This is a genomic window from Oceanicella actignis (assembly GCF_900111545.1).
GTDB lineage: Bacteria > Pseudomonadota > Alphaproteobacteria > Rhodobacterales > Rhodobacteraceae > Oceanicella > Oceanicella actignis.
Map to the genome: position 1 here is coordinate 59,688 of NZ_FOHL01000006.1, position 17,777 is coordinate 77,464.

Here is a 17,777-nt window from a genome sequence, read left to right on the forward strand (position 1 = left end):
CTCGGGCACGGCCTCAGCCTCCCAGGAATGAACGGCGCACCTCGGGGTCGGCCAGCAGCTCGGCCCCCGTGCCCGTGTAGCGGTTGCGCCCCTGAACCAGCACATAGCCGCGGTCAGCGATGTTCAGCGCCTGGCGCGCGTTCTGCTCGACCATCAGCACGGCGATGCCCGCGCGGGCGATCTCGATGATGCGGTCGAACAGCTCGTCCATGACGATGGGCGAGACGCCCGCCGTCGGCTCGTCCAGCATCAGCACCGAGGGCCGCGTCATCAGCGCGCGCCCCACCGCCACCTGCTGGCGCTGGCCGCCCGACAGCTCGCCCGCGGGCTGGCGGCGCTTCTCGCGCAGCACGGGGAACAGCTCGAACACCTGCTCCATGGTGGCCGAGAAGTCGTCGTCGCGGATGAAGGCCCCCATCTCGAGATTCTCCTCGACGGTCATCGAGGCGAAGACGTTGTTCGTCTGCGGCACGAAGGCCATGCCCTCGCGCACGCGCTCCTGCGGGGTCAGGGCGGTGATGTCGCGCCCGCCCAGCCGAACCTGGCCCGCGCGCAGCGGCAGCATGCCGAACATCGCCTTCATGGCGGTCGACTTGCCGGCGCCGTTGGGGCCGACGATGACGGCGATCTCGCCCTTGTCCACGGCGATGGTCACGCCATGCAGGATGTCGGCGCCGCCATAGCCGCCGGTCATCTCGTCGCCGATCAGATAGCTGCCGGTCATGCGCGCGCCTCCGCGGCCCGCTGGGCGGGCGTCTTGTTCTTCAGGCCCGTGCCCAGATAGGCCTCGATCACGCGCTCGTCGTTCTTGATCTCTTCGGCCGTGCCCTGGGCCAGAACCTTGCCCTCGGCCATGCAGATCACCGGGTCGCACAGGCGCGAGATGAAATCCATGTCGTGCTCGATCATGCAGAAGGTGTAGCCGCGCTCGCGATTGAGGCGCAGGATCGCGTCGCCGATGGTGTTGAGCAGCGTGCGGTTCACGCCCGCGCCGACCTCGTCCAGGAACACGATGCGCGCGTCGGTCATCATGGTGCGCCCCAGCTCGAGCAGCTTCTTCTGGCCGCCCGACAGGTTGCCGGCCAGCTCGTCGGCGACGTGGCCGATCTCGAGAAACTCGATCACCTCGTCGGCGCGGGCGCGGATGCGCTCTTCCTCCTCGCGCACGGCGCCGCCGTGGAACCAGGCCTGCCACAGGCGCTCGCCCGGCTGGTTCGGCGGCACCATCATCAGATTCTCGCGCACCGTCAGGGTCGAGAACTCGTGCGCGATCTGAAAGGTGCGCAGCAGACCCTTGGCGAACAGCTGATGAGGCTTGAGGCCGGTGATGTCCTCGCCGTCCAGATAGACCTTGCCCGAGGTCGGGGGAAAGGCCCCGGCGATGACGTTGAACAACGTCGTCTTGCCCGCTCCGTTGGGGCCGATCAGGCCGGTGATCGTCCCGGTCTTGATCTCGAGCGTCGCTCCGTCCACCGCGTGCACGCCGCCGAAATGCTTGTGCAGGTTCTCGACACGGATCATGAGACGCGTCCCGTCTTGTCAAAGACCCGGCGCGGGGGCCGCGCCGGGTCCGGTTGCGTGGATGAGGCCGCGCTCAGCGAACGCGGACGGTGGTGAACTTGCCGCCCTTGACCTCGAGTTCGCGATACGAGCCGGCGGCCTCGCCCGGGCCGATCAGCTCGACATTGGTGGCGCCGACGTAATCGACGTCGCCGCCCTTGGCCAGGATGTCCAGCGCCTTGGCCAGCTCGCCGGGGCCGATGGGCTCGCCGGGGGCGTTGGCCACCTCGATGATCTTGGACTGGATGGCGGCGCGGTCGTCGGAACCGGCGGCCTGCATGGCCAGGGCGATCAGCGCCGCGGCGTCGTAGGATTCGCCGCGATAGGGACCGTCGCCCATGATGCCGTTGGCCTTGGCCATCTTGTCGAACTTGGCGAAGTTGTCGCCCGCCGAGCCGGGCGCGGTGCCGAAGCTGCCGTCCAGCGCCGAGCCGAAGGTCTGGGTCAGGCTGTCGCCGATCATGCCGTCGCCAAGGATGAAGGTGTCGAAGGCGCCGGTGTCGAGCGCGGCCTGGATCACGCCCTTGCCGCCCTGATCGACATAGCCGAACACGGCCAGCGCATCGGCGCCCGCCGCGGCCAGCGCGCCGACTTCGGCCGAGTAGTCGCCCTTGCCGTCCTCATGCGCGGAAACGATCGGAACCTCGCCGCCCGCGGCGGTGAAGGCGGCGACGAAGGCGTCGGCCAGGCCCTTGCCGTAGTCGTTGTTGGTGTAGGTGACGGCCACGCTCTTGATGCCGCGCTCCTTGACGATGTCGGCCAGCACCTGGCCCTGGCGCGCGTCGGACGGCGCGGTGCGGAAGAAGTAGCCCTTGTCCTCGATGGTCGAGAGCGCCGGCGAGGTGGCCGAGGGCGAGATGGTGACGACGCCGTTGGGCACCGACACGTTCGCGGTCACGGCCATGGTCACGCCCGAGCAGTCGGGGCCGTAGATGGCGGCGACCTTCTCCGAGGTGACCAGGCGCTCGGCCGCGGCGACGGCGGCGGCCGAGTCGACGCAGGTGCTGTCGGCGCGCACGGGCACGAGCACCTTGCCGCCCAGCAGCGTGCCGGCGTCCGAGGCCTCCTTCATGGCCAGCTCGGCCGAGGCGGCCATGTCGGGGGTCAGCGACTCGATCGGGCCGGTGAAGCCCAGGATGACGCCGATCTTGACCTCCTGCGCGCCCGCGGCGCCGGTCAGCGCCAGCGCGACGGCGGCCGAGGCGAGAAGCGTTTTCTTCATGATCATCTCCCGTTGGGTGTCTCGTTGCTTGTTGGGCGCGCGCCGGGCGCGCGGCGACGGAAAACCCTTCCGCGCCGCCCGCCGGGGCGCCATGCCGCGGCGCCATTGTGTCTTGGATCGGCGGCGCGCTGTCAATCAAGACAAGCGCCAGCATATGTCTATTTGCGCGCCCTGCGCGCAGAATTCCGCCCCCGCAGAGGGCCGCGCGGCAATTTTCTTCCCAACTTTCCCCGCCGCGCCCCCCGCGCGCGGAATCCGCCCCGGCCGCGGCCGCGAAGGCGCGCTCAAGCGCCCTTGCGAGCGGCGCGCCGAGCCGCGATAAAGACCTGATCCTTCCCGCGGCGCCCCGGCCGCTCACAGGAAAAAGGCTGGAATGGAAGCGAAAGACGTCAACCCGCGCTCGCTCGGCTTTCTGATCACCGACGTGGCGCGGCTGCTGCGCGCCGATCTGGAACGGCGCGTGGCCAGGGCCGGGCTGGCCCTGACCAGCGGCGAGGCGCGCGCGCTGGTTCACGCCGCCGCCGCCGAGGGCGCGCGCCAGACCCACCTGGCCGAGCGCATGGGCGTCGAGCCGATGACCCTGTGCGGCTATGTGGACCGCCTGGAATCGCAGGGGCTGGTGGCCCGCCAGCCGCACCCGCAGGACGGGCGCGCCAAGATCGTCACCCTGACCCCGCAAGGGCGCGAGATGATCCGCGAGATCGCGCCCCTGCTCGCCGCCATGCTGGCCGACGCCACCGAGGGCATGTCGCAGGCGCAGATCGACGCGCTGCGCGCCGCGCTCGAACACATGCGCGCGCGCCTGACCTCGGACGAGGGCTGAACGCTCAGCCCCGCGGGGCGTGGAGGAACCGCGCCTCGGGCGCGCCGCGCACATCCTCCAGATCGATCGCGAACACCGCCCCCGCATCGGGCTGCGCGGCCAGCTGCGCCTCGCTCAGCCCCGCGCGCGCCGAGACCACGAAAAGCCGCCGCAGATCCGCCCCCCCGAAGGCCGGGCAGGTCGGGCGCTGGATCGGCAGCTCGACCACCCGCTCCTCGCGCCCGTCCGGGGCGTAGCGCACCACGCGCCAGGCGTCCCACTGCGCGTTCCACACATGCCCCTCGGCGTCGCAGACCGAGCCGTCGGGCCAGGCCTTGCCGCGCAGGTCCACGAACACCTCGGACTCGCCGCGCGGCGCGCCGTCGGCCGGGTCGAGCGGCTGGCGCCAGATGATCTGCTCGACCGTGTCGGTCCAGTAGGCCGCGCGCCCGTCGGGCGAGAAGCAGATCGAGTTGGGCACCGTCACGCCCTTGCGCCAGAGCCGCGGCCCCTCGGCGCCGACGCGCCAGATGGCGCCCGCGCCGCGCTCGAACTTCCAGCCCATGGTCCCGATCCAGAAGTTCCCCCACGGATCCGCCCGCCCGTCATTCGCGCGCGTGACGGGATCGTCGGCCTCGAGCGGCCAGAGGCGCTCGCACGCCTCGCCGTCCAGATCGAGCCGCCAGAGCCCGCTCTGCGAGGCGGCCAGGATGCGGCGGCGGTCGATCCAGGCGGCGGCCGAGAAGGCCTCGGGCAAGGCGCGGCGGCGCAGATTCTCGCCCTCCGCGCCGCATTGGAACATCGCGCGCTCGGGGATGTCGAACCAGATCAGCTCGCCGCGCTCGGGATGCCAGAGCGGCCCCTCGCCCAGACGGCAGCGCGTCGGCGCGATCACGCGCGGCCTGCCCATGCCTGCGCCTCCAGCCGGCGCGCTCAGCGGCCCGGCCCGAGCGATTCGCGCGCCATCTCGGCCGACAGGGCCAGGAACAGCCGCCACGGCGCCGCCAGCAGCGTCATCATGTTCTGCACGCCCTGCAGCTGCGCCTCGGCAGCCCCGAACGAGAACGCGTCGCCCGCGACGGGCGCCGGGGCCTCGGTCATCGAATGTCTGCTCATCTTCGCCTCACGCAACTTTCTCGCGATCAACGGCGCAGCTGCGCAACGCCGTTTCGCAAAAGCTATCATGCGAAGAGTTTATGACAGGTTTCAAGCGCTTCGATCAGCGCATCGACCTCTTCGATGGTGTTATACAGCCCGAAGCTCGCCCGGCAGGTGGCGGGCACGCCCAGATGCTCCATCAGCGGCTGCGCGCAGTGATGGCCGGCGCGCACGGCCACGCCCTTGCGGTCGAGCACGGTCGAGATGTCGTGCGCATGGGCCGGCCCGCGCATGGTGAACGAGAAGATCGCCCCCTTGCCCGGCGCATCGCCCTGCACCTCGAGCCAGTCGAGCGCGCCGAGCCGCGCGCGGGCATGATCGCGCAGCCGCGCCTCGTGGGCGGCGATGTTCTCCATCCCCAGCCCCTCGAGATAGTCGATCGCCGCGCCCAGCCCGATCATCTGCACGATGGCGGGGGTGCCGGCCTCGAACTTGTGCGGCGGATCGTTGTAGGACACCGCGTCGCGGCGCACCTCGCGAATCATGTCGCCGCCGCCGAAGAAGGGGCGCATCTCGGCCAGCCGCTCGGCGCGCGCGAACAGCGCCCCCGAGCCGGTGGGGCCATACAGCTTGTGGCCCGTGATCACGTAGAAGTCGCAGCCGATGCGCGAGACGTCCACCTTCATGTGCACCGCCGCCTGACTGCCGTCGATCAGCGTCGCCACGCCCCGCTCGCGCGCGGCGGCGCACACGCGCGCCACATCCACCACCGTGCCCAGCACGTTCGACATGTGCGTCAGCGCCACCAGCTTCGTGCGCGGCCCGATGGCGTCGATCACCTTCTGCGGATCGAGGCTGCCGTCGGGCTCGGGCTCGACCCAGCGCAGGACCGCGCCGTGGCGCTCGCGCATGAAATGCCAGGGGACGATGTTGGCGTGGTGCTCCATCACCGACAGGACGATCTCGTCGCCCGCCTCGATGCGCGGCTCGAGCCAGGCGTAGGAGACCAGGTTGACGCCATGCGTGGCGCCCGAGGTGAAGATGATCTCCTCCTCCGAGGGCGCGCCGAGGAAGGCGGCGATGCGGGCGCGCACGCTCTCGTAGCGCTCGGTGGCCAGGTTGGACAGGTGGTGCAGGCCGCGGTGGACGTTGGCGTATTCCTCGGCATAGGCGCGCGTCACCGCCTCGATGACCGCGCGCGGCTTCTGCGCCGAGGCGCCGTTGTCCAGATAGACCAGCGGCTTGCCGTGGACGGTGCGCGAGAGGATCGGGAAATCCCGGCGCACGGCGTGAACGTCATACATGCGAAAGCCTCCTTGGATACCCGGCCCTCATCCCAGCAGCCCCCCGATCAGCCCCGCGGCGACCAGCGCCACGAAGCCCAGCGCGATGAAGCCGACCAGCGTGGCGCCGATGACCGGCGCAAGGCGCGTGAAGCCATGCGCCTCGGCCACGAACTGCGCGAACATCCAGATCGACACGCCGACCGAGAAGGGCAGCAGCAGCGCCAGCCCCTCGGGCAGACCCGCCTCGGGGCGCGCGGCGGCCATGCCCAGCGCCGTCGCCGGCGCCAGGGCCGAGGTCGCCAGGCTGTGCCACGCCACCGCCGCCGCCACCTGCATGCGCGCGCCGCGCCCGCCGAAGCGCGCGCCAAGAGCGTAGGCGCCCTGCGCGAGCAGCGCGAACATGAACAGCTGCGCCAGGAGCTCGAGCGCGCGCGCCGCCAGCCCCGCCGGCGCCGGCGGCAGGCCGGCCAGCGCGAAGGTCAGCCCCGACAGCACCGACTGGATCAGGTAGCCCAGCGTCACCATCAGCACGCAGGCCGACATGTCGGGCGCCGCGGCGATGATCCGCCGCGCCGATTCGCGCGGGCGCAGATAGGCGTCGCGCAGGTTCAGAAGAAAGTCGTTGATCATGCGGCGCGTCCCCTGATGCCGGGGCGACGCGCCGCGCGCGCGCGGGTCAGACGACGCCCCTCGCCGCCAGATAAACCGTGAAGACCGAAAGCGCCACCGCCGCGACGGACAATCCCATGAAGAGGAAACCCATGCGCCGGAAGCCATGCACCTCGGCCAGGGCGCAGGAGATGAAGAACAGGAAGGGAATCAGCCCCACGTAATAGGGCGGCAGGGCCAGCATGTCGTGCCTGAGGATCGGAAAATCGTCCTCGAACCAGCTCATCGCCACCGTCAGCAGCGCCGCCGCCAGGCCGAAGGGCGCCGAGACCAGCGCTCCCCAGAACACGGCCAGGCGCGTCTCCCACCACCCGGCGGCGCCGCCGAAGACGCGGCACACGATCCGCAGCCCGGCCGCGAGCGCATACATGAAGCTCGTGCGCGCCAGCAGCGCCAGCACCAGCCACATCCCGATCTGCGCCGGCAGCTTGGCCTGCGCGGCCGCGGTGGGCGCGACCACCGTCTTGATGGTCCAGCTGAGGAAGAAGATGATGTCCGAGAGCATGACGTAGAACAGGAGCCGCGCCTCGGAAGGCTCCTCGCGCAGCAGGCGCCGGGTCGAGGCGCGCATGTCCGCCCACGCGTCCAGCACCCTGTCCTTGAGCGAGGCCCGCGCCAGATCGTCGCCATCCATGGCCGCAAGCCCGGAGTCCGCACGCTCCATCAATCCGCTCCCCTACGCAACGCACACGCCAGGCGCCCCCCGAAGGCAGGCGCCGCGCGCCGAGGCTAGCAAAGAACGGTCGGGTTGCGAAACCCTTTCGCGCATCGCGGCCCGCGGGCGCGGGCGTCGGGCAGCGCGCGGGGCCGGGCGCGGGGCCGGGCGCGCTCATGCCCCGCCCGTCAGCGCCGCCAGCGTCATGAAGGCCAGCGCCGCCCCGTTTACCAGCACGAACAGGCCCGCGAACACCGCCGCCGCCGAGCGGAAGCCATGCGCCTGCGCCACGCACGAGGCCCAGATCCACGCCGTCAGCGCCCAGGCCGCGGCGCCAAGCGCCGTCGCCGCCCAGCCCGCCCCCGCCATGCGCAAGAGGTCGCCCACCAGCGTCGCCCCCAGCTGCGCCGGCGCCGCCACGAGCAGCGCCCAGAAGGTCGCCAGCCGCGTCTCGTACCAGCCGCCGGCGCCGCCGAAGGCCCGCGCCCCCAGCTGCGTCAGCGCCGCGACGGCGTAAAGAACCAGCGGCAGAAAGAACAGGAGCGCCAGCATCGCCGCCCCGACCTGCGCGCCAAGCCCGCCCTGCAGGCTGCCCGCGGGCGCATGCAGCAGCTGCGCCAGACGGCCCAGGAACAGCGCCAGGCACGCGCCCATCGCATAGGCCAGCAGCCGCGACTCGGGCGGCCGCTCGGCCAGCTGCGCGGCCATCGAGGCGCGAAACCGCGGATACGCCCCCAGCACCGCCGCGGCCAGGCCGCGGCGGCGGGCGGGGGCGGATCCGGCGCCCGGCGCGCTCATCGCGAGCGGCGCTCGAGCCACGCGGCGACGCGCGCGCGCACCACGTCGGCCAGGGCCTCGTCCTCGATCTCGGCCACGGCCTCGTCGAGGAAGGCCAGCACCAGCATGTTGCGCGCCGCATCGGCCGGAACCCCGCGCGAGCGCAGATAGAACAGCGCCGTCTCGTCCACCGCCCCGACGGTCGAGCCGTGCGAGCACGCCACGTCGTCGGCGTAGATCTCGAGCTCGGGCTTGGAGTCGAACTCGGCGTTCTCGGTCAGCAGAAGCCCCTGGCTGAGCTGATAGCCGTCGGTCTTCTGCGCGCCGGGCCGGACCAGGATCTTGCCCTGGAAGACGCCGCGCGCGCCCTCGCGCAGGACCTTCTTGAACACCTGGCGGCTTTCGCAGCCCACGGCGTCATGGGTGATGAACACCGTGTCGTCGTGCAGGAAGGCGCCGTCGCCCACGCACGCCCCGGCCAGATGCGCCGAGGCGCCGTCGCCCGCCAGGCGCACCACGGTCTCGTTGCGCGTCAGCCGCCCGTTCGCGGTCAGCGTGAAGCTCTTGAACGAGGCCTCCGCGTCGAGCAGCGCGAAGATGTGCGCGGCGCCCACGCGCTCGTGATCGCGCCCCTGCGCGCGCACGTGATGCAGACGCGCGCCCTCGGCCAGCGAGACCTCGAGGCACATGTTCGCGCGCGCCGCCACGGCCCCCTCCTCGAGCAGCGTCAGCTCGGCGCCCGGCTCGAGCCGCACCAGGTTGCGCACCATGGCGTCGGCGCGCGGATCCTCGTGCACGTAGCGCAGGTCGATCGGACGCGCCGCCTTGCCGGTCGCGCGGATGGCGAAGCCCTGCGCCGCGCGCGCGGTGTTGAGCGCGGCCAGCGGGCGCTCGACCTGCGACTGGCCCTCGGCCTCGAGCCGGCCGAACAGGTCGGCCGCCCAGTGGATGTCGGCCGCAAGCGCCTCGGACAGGGGCGCGATCTCGACCCCCTCCATGCGCGGATCGTCCGACAGGTCGGGGCGGAAGACGCCGTCCACGAACACCAGGCGCAGCGCGTCGGTCCCGGCCCAGAGCGGCCCCTCGTCGTCGGCCATGGCGGGCGCGGCGTCGGGCGCGGGCTGGAGCAGCGGCGCGGGGTCGGTGTATTTCCAGTACTCGTCGCGGCGCGCGGGCGCGCCCATCTCGCGCAGGCGCGCCTCGGCCGCGGCGCGGGCCTCGCGCGCCCAGCGCGCCTCGCCCTCGGGCGCGGGCCGGGCGGCCAGCAGCGCCTCGGCCGCCTCGAGCTTCTGCGGCGTCTTGCGGGTGCGGATCGGCGCCAGCATCAGACGACCTCCGCCAGGATGTCGGCATAGCCGTTGCGCTCGACCTCGAGCGCCAGCTCGGGCCCGCCGGTCTTGACGATGCGCCCGTCGGCCATGATGTGCACCACGTCGGGCGCGATGTGGTCCAGCAGGCGCTGGTAATGCGTGATGACCAGGAAGGCCCGCCCCGCGTCGCGCAGCGCGTTCACGCCCTCGGCCACCAGCTTCATCGCATCGACGTCAAGGCCCGAGTCGGTCTCGTCCAGGATGCACATCTTCGGCTCGAGCACCGCCATCTGAAGGATCTCGTTGCGCTTCTTCTCGCCTCCCGAAAAGCCCACATTGACCGGCCGCTTGAGCATCTCGGCGTCGATCTTCAGCGCCTTGGCCTTCTCGCGCACGATCTTGAGGAACTCGGCGGCCGAGACCTCGGGCTCGCCGCGCGCCTTGCGCTGGGCGTTGTAGGCGGTGCGCAGGAAGGTCATGTTGCCCACGCCGGGGATCTCGACCGGATACTGGAAGGCCAGGAACAGGCCGGCGGCGGCGCGCTCCTCGGGCTCCATCTCGAGCAGGTCCTTGCCCAGCAGCGTGACCGAGCCCTCGGTCACCTCGTAGCCCTCGCGCCCGGCCAGCACGTAGCTGAGCGTCGACTTGCCCGAGCCGTTGGGCCCCATGATCGCGTGCACCTTGCCCGCCTCGACCGTCAGATCGACGCCCTTGAGGATCGCCTTGTCCTCTTCCTCGAGCTTCACGTGCAGGTTCCTGATCTCAAGCATTCCCGATTTCCTTCTTTCCGTTTCGTCGGCCGCCTGGCGGCCATGTTCCGCGGGCGTCAGGGGCGCGACAGCGAAACCGCCGTGCCCGAAGCCGACACCATCAGCATCGACTCGCCCAAAACCTCGTAGTCCAGATCGACGCCCACCACCGCGTCGGCGCCCAGCGCGGCGGCGCGCTCGGTCATCTCGCGCAGCGCCGTCTCGCGCGCGTCGGCCAGCTTGCCTTCATAGGCGCCCGAGCGGCCGCCCACGATGTCGGTGATCGAGGCGAAGAAGTCGCGCAGCACGTTCGCGCCCATGATCGCCTCGCCCGTCACGATGCCGCGATAGGCCGTGATGCGCGCGCCCTCGACGGCGTGGGTTGTGGTCACGATCATGCCTCTCGCTCCGTCTCGTCGGCCTGACGCCGCTCCTCGTCCCCTTCGGCCAGGTTGAGCAGGATGCCCACCAGCGCCATGCCCGACAGCGCCGCCGCGCCCAGCGCGGCGCGCCCGACGCCCGTGGCGAAGCCGCCGCCGAAAAGCCCCGCCGCCGCCGCCGCCAGCATCAGCGCGAAGGCGGCCATGGCCCATGCCCGCGCCCCGCCCGACAGGAAGCGCGCCGCGGCGCGCCGCCCCTGGCGCGGGTCCGGCGCCCAGCGCGCCATGAATCCCGACAGGGTCAGCGCCCAGGTGCCCTGCGCCACCACCAGAAAGATCGCCGCCTGCGAGACCAGACCGCCCCCGGCGCGCGCCGACAGCGTGGCCGCCCCCTGGGCCGCCAGGACGGGGGCCAGCACGCAGGCGGCCCCCTCGAGCATCTGGCGCAGGCGGCGCGGCGTCACCCGACCGACCCTTCGAGCGAGATCGCCACCAGGCTTTGCGCCTCCATGGCGAATTCCATGGGCAGGGCCTGCAGCACCTCGCGGCAGAAGCCGTTGACCACGAGCGCCACGGCCTCTTCCTCGGTCATGCCGCGCTGGCGGCAGTAGAACAGCTGATCCTCGTCCACCTTCGAGGCGGTCGCCTCGTGCTCGACCCTCGATGAGCTGTTCTTGCACTCGATGTAGGGCACGGTGTGGGCGCCGCACTTGTCGCCGATCAGCAGGCTGTCGCACTGGGTGTAGTTTCGGCTGCCCGACGCCTTGGGATGGATCGAGACCAGTCCGCGATAGGTGTTCTGCGCCCGGCCCGCGCTGATGCCCTTCGAGACGATGCGGCTGCGCGTGTTGCGCCCCAGATGGATCATCTTCGTGCCGGTGTCGGCCTGCTGCATGTTGTTGGCGATGGCGATCGAGTAGAACTCGCCCTGGCTGCCCTCGCCGCGCAGGATGCACGACGGATACTTCCAGGTGATGGCCGAGCCCGTCTCGACCTGCGTCCACATCACCTTCGAGCGCGCGCCGCGGCAGTCGGCGCGCTTGGTGACGAAGTTGTAGATGCCGCCCTTGCCGTTCTCGTCGCCCGGATACCAGTTCTGCACCGTCGAATACTTGATCTCGGCGTCGTCCAGCGCCACCAGCTCGACCACCGCGGCGTGCAGCTGGTTGGTGTCGCGCATGGGCGCGGTGCAGCCCTCGAGATAGCTGACGTAGGAACCCTTGTCGGCGATGATCAGCGTGCGCTCGAACTGACCGGTGTTCTCGGCGTTGATGCGGAAATAGGTGCTCAGCTCCATCGGGCAGCGCACGCCCGGCGGCACGTAGACGAACGAGCCGTCCGAGAACACGGCCGAGTTGAGCGTGGCGTAGAAGTTGTCCGTGGCCGGCACCACCGAGCCCAGATACTTGCGCACCAGCTCGGGATGCTCCTGCACCGCTTCCGAGATCGAGCAGAAGATGACGCCGGCGCGCGCCAGCTCTTCCTTGAAGGTGGTGCCGACCGAGACCGAGTCGAACACCGCGTCCACCGCCACCTTGCGCGCGTCGGCGCGCGCGTCGGCCGGCGCCGCCTCGGCGCCCTCGACGCCGGCCAGGATCATCTGCTCGCGCAGCGGGATGCCCAGCTTCTCGTAGGTGCGCAGAAGCTCGGGATCCACCTCGTCCAGCGACTTAGGCTTCTTGGCCATGCTCTTGGGCTGGGCGTAGTAATACTGCTCCTGGAAGTCGATGGGCGGATGCTCGAGCATCGCCCAGCGCGGCGGCTCCATGCCCTGCCAGCGGCGGAAGGCGTTCAGGCGCCATTCGAGCAGCCATTCGGGCTCGTTCTTCTTGGCCGAGATCAGGCGCACGATGTCCTCGTTCAGGCCCTTGGGCGCGTATTCCGTCTCGACCTTGCTCTCGAAGCCGTATTTGTAGCGCTCGCCGATCGAGCGGACCGCCTCGACGGTCTCCTTCTCGACGCCTTCCTTGACCTTCGTCTCGTCCAAAGCGGCCATCCTCGTCTCCATTGCGTTTCGCCGGGGCGCAAGGCCGGCCGGCGTCCTGTCCTGCTGCGCGGCCCCCGCGGGCCGCATGGGGGCGCGCCCCCGTTCGTTCCTCATCCCCCGTCCGGATCCCCCGTCCGGGCCCCTCGGCGCCCGCGCGGGCCGTTCAGGCCGCCGAGGCGCTCCGGCGGCGCCGGCGCAGCTCGGCCCAGGCCTCGGCGAAGGCCAGCGCCTCGTCCTCGCGCGTGTCCGGGCCCAGCGAGACCCGCAGCGCGCAGCGCGCCAGTTCGGGCGCCAGCCCCATCGCCGCCAGCGCGCGGCTGGGCGCCGTCTTGCCCGAGGCGCAGGCCGAGCCGGCGCTGACCGCGAAGCCGGCGAGATCCAGCTGCATCACCTGCGTCTCGCCCTTCCAGCCCGGCGTGACGGCGCAGGTCGTGTTGGGCAGGCGCGGCGACCCCCTGCCGGGGAAGATGGTTTCGGGAGAAGCCTTTTCGAGCCGCTCCTCGATCATGTCGCGCAGCCTTTCGACCCGCGCCCAGACGCCCGCCTCCAGATCGCGCAGCGCCGCCTCGGCCGCGGCGCCGAAGCCGGCGATGCCGGGCACGTTCTCGGTGCCCGGCCGGCGGCGCAGCTCCTGCCCGCCGCCGGCGGGGCCGAAATCGACCCCGGCGCCCGCGCGCACGATCAGCGCGCCCACGCCCTTGGGCCCACCGATCTTGTGCGCCGACAGCATGAGCGCCCGCGCGCCCATGGCCGCGAAATCCAGCGCCGTCTTGCCCGCCGCCTGGGTGGCGTCGCACAGAAGAAGGGGTGCGCGGCGCGCGGCCGGCTGCATCACGCCGGTCTCGGAATTGGCCAGCTGAAGCGTCGCGGGCGCGCCCTCGGGCGCATCTTCAAGACGCACGCGCCCGCCCGCCTCGACCCCCAGCCGCGCCGGCGCGGCGCAGGCGACGGCCTCGGCATGGACCGAATCGTGCTCGACATCGGCGAAGGCCAGCGCGCGGCGCCCGCGCAGCATGATCCGCGCCGCCTCGGTGGCGCCCGAGGTGAAGACCACCTCTTCGGGCGCGCAGCCCGCCAGCGCGGCGACCTGGCGGCGCGCGCGCTCGATCGCGGCGCGGGCGGCGCGGCCCTCGGCATGGACCGAGGACGGGTTGCCGACCAGATCAAGCGCCGCCAGCATGGCCGCGCGCGCCTCGGGGCGCAGCGGGGCGCTGGCGTTCCAGTCCAGATAGACGCGCGGGGCGCTCATGGCGCGTTCGCCGCCGCGGCGGAATCCTCGGCGTCGTCCTCGATCAGCGCGGCGAAATCCGGCACCGCCGGGCACGGCGCCAGCCGGTCGGCCACCACGTCGGCCAGCGTCATGCGCGCCAGGAACACATGCACATGGGCCGAGAGCTGCTCCCACAGGTTATGCGTGAGGCAACCCGCCTTCGAGCCCCCGCAGCCCTGCCCCGGCTTCTTGTCGCAGCCCATGGCGTTGAGGCGCTCGTCCACCGCCGCCATGATCTGCGCGATGTTGATCTGCGCCGCGGGCCGCGCCAGCCGGTAGCCGCCGCCCGGGCCGCGCATCGACTCGACCAGCCCCGCCCGGCGCAGGCGCGCGAAGAGCTGCTCGAGATAGGCCAGCGAGATGTCCTGCCGCTCGGCGATCTCGGCCAGCGAGACCAGCCGCGCCTCGTCCCCGCCCGGCTCGGCGCCCTGCAGCGCGATGTCGGCCAGCGCGGTCACGGCGTAGCGTCCCTTGGTGCTGAGCTTCATGGCCGTGTCCTTTCCGAGGGGCGCGCAGGCGCACGCGACGCCGCGGCCATTGACGGCGCGGCCCGCGCCGACTACCTCCTGTCGGTCGATCCAGGCCGCGCACGGCGTGGCGGCCGCGCTCGATTCTGGAATGTTTCTAGGTTTTCCTAGTCAAACAGTCAAGCATCGGCGCGCGCATTCGCCGCCGCCGGCCCCAAAGGATGAGGAAAAGGCATGCCCGAGGTGATTTTTCCCGGCCCCGAAGGCCGGCTGGAGGGACGCTATCACCCGCAGAAGGAGAAGGACGCGCCGATCGCGCTGATCCTTCACCCCCACCCCCAATACGGGGGGACGATGAACAACAAGGTCGTCTACAATCTGCACTACGCCTTTCACCGTCTGGGCTTCTCGGTGCTGCGGTTCAATTTCCGCGGGGTCGGCCGCAGCCAGGGCGAGTATGACCAGGGCGTGGGCGAGCTGTCGGACGCCGCTTCGGCGCTGGACTATCTGCAGGCGATGAACCCGGGCGCGCGCACGACCTGGGTGGCGGGGTTCTCGTTCGGCGCGTGGATCGGGATGCAGCTGCTCATGCGCCGCCCCGAGATCACGGGATTCGTCTCGGTCGCGCCGCCGGCGAACATGTATGACTTCAGCTTCCTCGCCCCCTGCCCGGCCTCGGGCCTGATCATCAACGGCGAGGCCGACCGCATCGCTCCGAAGGACGACGTGCAGAAGCTGGTGGACAAGCTCAAGACCCAGCGCGGCATCGAGATCACGCACAAGGTCATCCCCGGCGCGGGCCACTTCTTCGAGAAGGAGCTGGACGACATGATCGCCCAGGTCGAGGACTACGTGCGCGCGCGCATGCTGGCCGACGCCATCTGATCGGCCGCTCCCGCCGCCGCCCGGCGCAGGGCCGCGCGGGCGGGGCCGCGGCGCGCCGCGCGCTCAGGGCGGGCTGACGCGGCCGCCCCTCGTGGGCGCGCGGCAGCCCGTCGCGCCCGGCGCCGACAGCGGCAGGCCGCGCAGCGCGCGCACCGCCAGATGCGCGAAGGCCTGCGCCTCGAGCATGTCGCCGTCCAGCCCCGCCGCCTCGACCGGCTCGACCGGGGCGTCGAGCCGCTCGACCAGCATCGCCATCAGCGCCGCGTTGCGCCGCCCGCCTCCGCAGATCAGCCAGCGCGCCGGGGCCGCCGGCAGGCGGCTTGCCGCCGCCGCGACGCAATCGGCCGTCAGCGCCGTCAGCGTGGCCGCGCCGTCCTCGACGCTCATCCCCGCGACCGCCGCCATCGCCGGCGCGAAATCGTTGCGGTCGAGGGATTTGGGCGGCGGACGCTCGAGCCACGCGGCGACGCCGCCAAGCCGCGCCAGACGCGCGCGCACGCGCCCGGCGGACGCCGCCGCGCCGTTCGCATCGCACGGCGCGCCGGCGCGCGCGCGCATCCAGTCGTCGATCAGCGCATTGCCCGGCCCGGTGTCGAAGGCGACCAGGGCGCCGGGCGCCTCGGGCGCCGGGGCCGCGGGATCGACCCAGGTCACGTTCCCCACCCCGCCCAGGTTCAGAAACGCCAGCGGCGCGTCGGCGCCGATCATCCGCGCCAGCGCGAAGTGAAAGAACGGCGCCAGCGGCGCCCCCTGCCCGCCCGCCCGCATGTCCGCCGAGCGGAAATCCCACGCCACCGGCACGCCCAGCGCCCGCGCCAGCGCCGCGCCGTCGCCCAGCTGCCAGGTCCAGCCCTGATCGGGCGCATGCGCCACCGTCTGCCCGTGAAAGCCGACGATCGCGGCCGGCGGCGCGCCCGGCGCCGCCAGAAGCCGCCGCGCCGCGCGCGCGTGCAACGTCAGCACCTCGTCCTCGGCCGCGGCCAATGCCGCCGCCTCGGCGGGGCCGCGCGGCGGGCGGAACGGGCGCCAGTCGGCGTGAACGCGCCTGAGCGCCGGCGCGTCGCCGGGCCCGTAGGGCGCCGCCAGGCTGGGGCCGAAGGCGCGCGGGGTCTCGCCGTCGGTCAGCACCAGAGCCGCGTCGATCCCGTCCAGCGAGGTGCCGCTCATCAGCCCGAGAGCCCATACCGGGCCATGCGCCGCTTCGTTCATGCGCTGCTCTTTCCTTCCTCGCGCGGCCGGTGCATACATCGCGGGCCGACCGGCCAGAGGTTAGCCAAAGCGACGGAACAGGACCATGACCTACACGCCCAAGTCTGACTTCCTTCACGTCATGCAGACGCGCGGCTTCCTGCAGGACTGCACGGACCTGCAGGGCCTGGACGAGGCGCTGCTTGCGGGCGTGGTGCCGGGCTATATCGGCTTCGACGCGACGGCGCCCTCGCTGCATGTGGGCTCGCTGATCCAGATCATGATGCTGCGCTGGCTGCAGAAGACCGGCCACAAGCCGCTCGTCCTGATGGGCGGCGGCACCTCGAAGGTGGGCGACCCCTCGTTCCGCGCCGAAGAGCGCGCGCTGCTGTCCGAGGAGCAGATCGCCGCCAACATCGCGGGCATCCGCCGCGTCTTCGCCAACTACGTCGAGTTCTCGGACGCGCCGACGGGCGCGCTCATGCTCGACAACGCCGAGTGGCTCGACGATCTGAACTACCTGCGCTTCCTGCGCGAGGTGGGGCGGCACTTCTCGGTCGGGCGCATGCTCAGCTTCGAAAGCGTCAAGCAGCGCCTCGAGCGCGAGCAGTCGCTGAGCTTTCTCGAATTCAACTACATGATCCTGCAGGCCTACGACTTCATGGAGCTGAACGCCCGCTACGGCTGCCGGCTGCAGATGGGCGGGTCGGACCAGTGGGGCAACATCGTCAACGGCATCGACCTGACGCGCCGCATGCGCCGGCAGGAGGTGTTCGGCCTGACCTCGCCGCTGCTGACCACGGCCGACGGCAAGAAGATGGGCAAGACGCAGGACGGCGCGGTGTGGCTGAACGCCGACATGCGCTCGCCCTACGAGTTCTGGCAGTTCTGGCGCAACACCGCCGACGCGGATGTCGAGCGCTTCCTCAAGCTCTACACCGAGCTGCCGCTCGAGGAATGCGCGCGGCTGGGCGCGCTGCAGGGCGCCGAGATCAACGAGGCCAAGATCCGGCTGGCCAACGAGGTCACCGCCCTGGCGCACGGCCCCGAAGCGGCCGCCGCCGCCGAGGCGACGGCGCGCGAGGTGTTCGAGCGCGGCGGCGCGGGCGAAGACCTGCCCAGCGTCGCCCTCGGCGCCGACGAGCTGGCCGGCGGCCTGAGCGCGGCGCAGCTTTTCGTGCGCGCGGGGCTGGCGGCCTCGGGCAAGGAGGCGCGGCGGCTGTTCAAGGAGGGCGGCGCGCGCATCAACGACCGCCCCGAAAGCGACCCGGGCCGGATGATCGACGCCGCCGACTTCGCCGACGGACCGCTCAAGCTGTCGGCCGGCAAGAAGCGCCACGCCCTGGCCCGCCTGGCCTGAGGCCGCCCGCCGCGCCGGCGATCGCGGCGGCGGGCGCGGCCGACCGGCCCCTGCGCCCGTCGCGGGCCGCCCTCGCCGCCGGGCCCCGACAAGGGCCGCGCGCACGGGCAAG

The 17,777-nt window shown here is 71.9% G+C and carries 20 protein-coding genes; 3 read left to right on the forward strand and 17 right to left on the reverse strand.

Annotation, left to right across the window (positions count from 1 at the left end):
- Positions 1–13: 13 nt before the first annotated feature.
- From BMW67_RS10470 to BMW67_RS10480, 3 genes are all read right to left on the reverse strand, one after another.
- Positions 14–724 carry an ABC transporter ATP-binding protein gene (locus BMW67_RS10470; RefSeq protein ID WP_072747566.1) on the reverse strand — a complete coding sequence of 237 codons (711 nt, stop codon included), beginning with the start codon at positions 722–724 and terminating at the stop codon, positions 14–16.
- Positions 721–1,521: an ABC transporter ATP-binding protein gene (locus BMW67_RS10475; RefSeq protein WP_072747565.1), complete on the reverse strand. Its 801-nt coding sequence runs from the start codon at positions 1,519–1,521 to the stop codon at positions 721–723. Before BMW67_RS10475 ends, BMW67_RS10470 begins: the two co-directional genes overlap by 4 nt.
- A gap of 73 nt (positions 1,522–1,594) precedes the next feature.
- The gene (locus BMW67_RS10480; RefSeq protein ID WP_072747631.1) at positions 1,595–2,782 is read right to left on the reverse strand and encodes an ABC transporter substrate-binding protein; all 1,188 of its coding nucleotides are present in this window, start codon (positions 2,780–2,782) and stop codon (positions 1,595–1,597) included.
- A 373-nt stretch (positions 2,783–3,155) separates the two neighbouring features.
- Between BMW67_RS10480 and BMW67_RS10485 the strand changes: the two genes are divergently transcribed.
- Positions 3,156–3,605 (forward strand): MarR family winged helix-turn-helix transcriptional regulator, encoded by a 450-nt coding sequence (locus BMW67_RS10485; RefSeq protein WP_072747564.1) that lies wholly within the window; start codon positions 3,156–3,158, stop codon positions 3,603–3,605.
- Positions 3,606–3,609: 4 nt separating this feature from the next.
- On the opposite strand, the gene BMW67_RS10490 is transcribed toward BMW67_RS10485, so the two are convergent.
- The 13 genes from BMW67_RS10490 to BMW67_RS10545 all read right to left on the reverse strand — a co-directional run bounded on the left by BMW67_RS10490 (position 3,610) and on the right by BMW67_RS10545 (position 14,253).
- Positions 3,610–4,494 carry an SMP-30/gluconolactonase/LRE family protein gene (locus BMW67_RS10490; protein ID WP_072747563.1) on the reverse strand — a complete coding sequence of 295 codons (885 nt, stop codon included), beginning with the start codon at positions 4,492–4,494 and terminating at the stop codon, positions 3,610–3,612.
- Between the two features lie 23 nt (positions 4,495–4,517).
- Complete coding sequence (locus tag BMW67_RS15480) at positions 4,518–4,700, reverse strand: hypothetical protein (protein WP_125459030.1); 183 nt, start codon at positions 4,698–4,700, stop codon at positions 4,518–4,520.
- 65 nt (positions 4,701–4,765) lie between these two features.
- Complete coding sequence (locus BMW67_RS10495; RefSeq protein ID WP_072747562.1) at positions 4,766–5,986, reverse strand: cysteine desulfurase; 1,221 nt, start codon at positions 5,984–5,986, stop codon at positions 4,766–4,768.
- A gap of 27 nt (positions 5,987–6,013) precedes the next feature.
- On the reverse strand, positions 6,014–6,598 hold the full coding sequence (locus BMW67_RS10500) for a YIP1 family protein (RefSeq protein WP_072747561.1): 585 nt from the start codon (positions 6,596–6,598) through the stop codon (positions 6,014–6,016).
- A 46-nt stretch (positions 6,599–6,644) separates the two neighbouring features.
- Positions 6,645–7,301 (reverse strand): YIP1 family protein, encoded by a 657-nt coding sequence (locus tag BMW67_RS10505; protein WP_125459029.1) that lies wholly within the window; start codon positions 7,299–7,301, stop codon positions 6,645–6,647.
- Positions 7,302–7,466: 165 nt separating this feature from the next.
- Positions 7,467–8,090 (reverse strand): hypothetical protein, encoded by a 624-nt coding sequence (locus BMW67_RS10510; protein ID WP_072747559.1) that lies wholly within the window; start codon positions 8,088–8,090, stop codon positions 7,467–7,469.
- Positions 8,087–9,394, reverse strand: a complete 1,308-nt coding sequence (sufD, locus tag BMW67_RS10515) for a Fe-S cluster assembly protein SufD (protein WP_072747558.1) — start codon at positions 9,392–9,394, stop codon at positions 8,087–8,089. The genes BMW67_RS10510 and sufD overlap by 4 nt, the downstream gene beginning before the upstream one ends.
- Positions 9,394–10,149 carry a Fe-S cluster assembly ATPase SufC gene (gene sufC, locus BMW67_RS10520; protein ID WP_072747557.1) on the reverse strand — a complete coding sequence of 252 codons (756 nt, stop codon included), beginning with the start codon at positions 10,147–10,149 and terminating at the stop codon, positions 9,394–9,396. The genes sufD and sufC overlap by 1 nt, the downstream gene beginning before the upstream one ends.
- 56 nt (positions 10,150–10,205) lie before the next feature.
- Positions 10,206–10,526, reverse strand: a complete 321-nt coding sequence (locus BMW67_RS10525; protein ID WP_072747556.1) for a heavy metal-binding domain-containing protein — start codon at positions 10,524–10,526, stop codon at positions 10,206–10,208.
- On the reverse strand, positions 10,523–10,972 hold the full coding sequence (locus tag BMW67_RS10530; RefSeq protein WP_072747555.1) for a hypothetical protein: 450 nt from the start codon (positions 10,970–10,972) through the stop codon (positions 10,523–10,525). Before BMW67_RS10530 ends, BMW67_RS10525 begins: the two co-directional genes overlap by 4 nt.
- Complete coding sequence (sufB, locus tag BMW67_RS10535) at positions 10,969–12,504, reverse strand: Fe-S cluster assembly protein SufB (protein WP_072747554.1); 1,536 nt, start codon at positions 12,502–12,504, stop codon at positions 10,969–10,971. Before sufB ends, BMW67_RS10530 begins: the two co-directional genes overlap by 4 nt.
- Before the next feature lie 154 nt (positions 12,505–12,658).
- Entirely contained in the window at positions 12,659–13,744 is a 1,086-nt protein-coding gene (locus tag BMW67_RS10540; protein WP_072747553.1) for a cysteine desulfurase family protein, read from the reverse strand.
- Positions 13,741–14,253, reverse strand: coding sequence for an Rrf2 family transcriptional regulator (locus tag BMW67_RS10545; protein WP_072747552.1), 513 nt, complete (start codon positions 14,251–14,253; stop codon positions 13,741–13,743). The genes BMW67_RS10540 and BMW67_RS10545 overlap by 4 nt, the downstream gene beginning before the upstream one ends.
- A 213-nt stretch (positions 14,254–14,466) precedes the next feature.
- Here BMW67_RS10545 and BMW67_RS10550 point away from each other — a divergent pair, with 213 nt between their 5' ends.
- A complete protein-coding gene (locus BMW67_RS10550) occupies positions 14,467–15,117 on the forward strand; it encodes an alpha/beta hydrolase (protein ID WP_072747551.1) in 651 nt (216 codons plus the stop codon).
- 63 nt (positions 15,118–15,180) lie between these two features.
- Here the strand turns inward: BMW67_RS10550 and BMW67_RS10555 are convergent, their stop codons facing one another.
- Complete coding sequence (locus tag BMW67_RS10555; protein ID WP_072747550.1) at positions 15,181–16,326, reverse strand: anhydro-N-acetylmuramic acid kinase; 1,146 nt, start codon at positions 16,324–16,326, stop codon at positions 15,181–15,183.
- Between the two features lie 85 nt (positions 16,327–16,411).
- On the opposite strand from BMW67_RS10555, the gene tyrS reads away from it, so the two are divergent.
- A complete protein-coding gene (gene tyrS, locus BMW67_RS10560; protein ID WP_072747549.1) occupies positions 16,412–17,665 on the forward strand; it encodes a tyrosine--tRNA ligase in 1,254 nt (417 codons plus the stop codon).
- The last annotated feature ends 112 nt before the right edge of the window (positions 17,666–17,777 follow it).

Coding starts and splice junctions, on each gene's coding strand:
- BMW67_RS10540 (WP_072747553.1), bottom strand. CDS start 13,744: ATGAGCGCCCCGCGCGTCTATCTGGACTGGAACGCCAGCGCCCCGCTG.
- BMW67_RS10510 (WP_072747559.1), bottom strand. CDS start 8,090: ATGAGCGCGCCGGGCGCCGGATCCGCCCCCGCCCGCCGCCGCGGCCTG.
- BMW67_RS10475 (WP_072747565.1), bottom strand. CDS start 1,521: ATGATCCGTGTCGAGAACCTGCACAAGCATTTCGGCGGCGTGCACGCG.
- BMW67_RS10480 (WP_072747631.1), bottom strand. CDS start 2,782: ATGAAGAAAACGCTTCTCGCCTCGGCCGCCGTCGCGCTGGCGCTGACC.
- BMW67_RS10525 (WP_072747556.1), bottom strand. CDS start 10,526: ATGATCGTGACCACAACCCACGCCGTCGAGGGCGCGCGCATCACGGCC.
- BMW67_RS10485 (WP_072747564.1), top strand. CDS start 3,156: ATGGAAGCGAAAGACGTCAACCCGCGCTCGCTCGGCTTTCTGATCACC.
- BMW67_RS10505 (WP_125459029.1), bottom strand. CDS start 7,301: ATGGAGCGTGCGGACTCCGGGCTTGCGGCCATGGATGGCGACGATCTG.
- BMW67_RS10500 (WP_072747561.1), bottom strand. CDS start 6,598: ATGATCAACGACTTTCTTCTGAACCTGCGCGACGCCTATCTGCGCCCG.
- sufC (WP_072747557.1), bottom strand. CDS start 10,149: ATGCTTGAGATCAGGAACCTGCACGTGAAGCTCGAGGAAGAGGACAAG.
- BMW67_RS10550 (WP_072747551.1), top strand. CDS start 14,467: ATGCCCGAGGTGATTTTTCCCGGCCCCGAAGGCCGGCTGGAGGGACGC.
- sufD (WP_072747558.1), bottom strand. CDS start 9,394: ATGCTGGCGCCGATCCGCACCCGCAAGACGCCGCAGAAGCTCGAGGCG.
- BMW67_RS10495 (WP_072747562.1), bottom strand. CDS start 5,986: ATGTATGACGTTCACGCCGTGCGCCGGGATTTCCCGATCCTCTCGCGC.
- BMW67_RS10470 (WP_072747566.1), bottom strand. CDS start 724: ATGACCGGCAGCTATCTGATCGGCGACGAGATGACCGGCGGCTATGGC.
- tyrS (WP_072747549.1), top strand. CDS start 16,412: ATGACCTACACGCCCAAGTCTGACTTCCTTCACGTCATGCAGACGCGC.
- BMW67_RS10545 (WP_072747552.1), bottom strand. CDS start 14,253: ATGAAGCTCAGCACCAAGGGACGCTACGCCGTGACCGCGCTGGCCGAC.
- BMW67_RS10555 (WP_072747550.1), bottom strand. CDS start 16,326: ATGAACGAAGCGGCGCATGGCCCGGTATGGGCTCTCGGGCTGATGAGC.
- BMW67_RS15480 (WP_125459030.1), bottom strand. CDS start 4,700: ATGAGCAGACATTCGATGACCGAGGCCCCGGCGCCCGTCGCGGGCGAC.
- BMW67_RS10490 (WP_072747563.1), bottom strand. CDS start 4,494: ATGGGCAGGCCGCGCGTGATCGCGCCGACGCGCTGCCGTCTGGGCGAG.
- sufB (WP_072747554.1), bottom strand. CDS start 12,504: ATGGCCGCTTTGGACGAGACGAAGGTCAAGGAAGGCGTCGAGAAGGAG.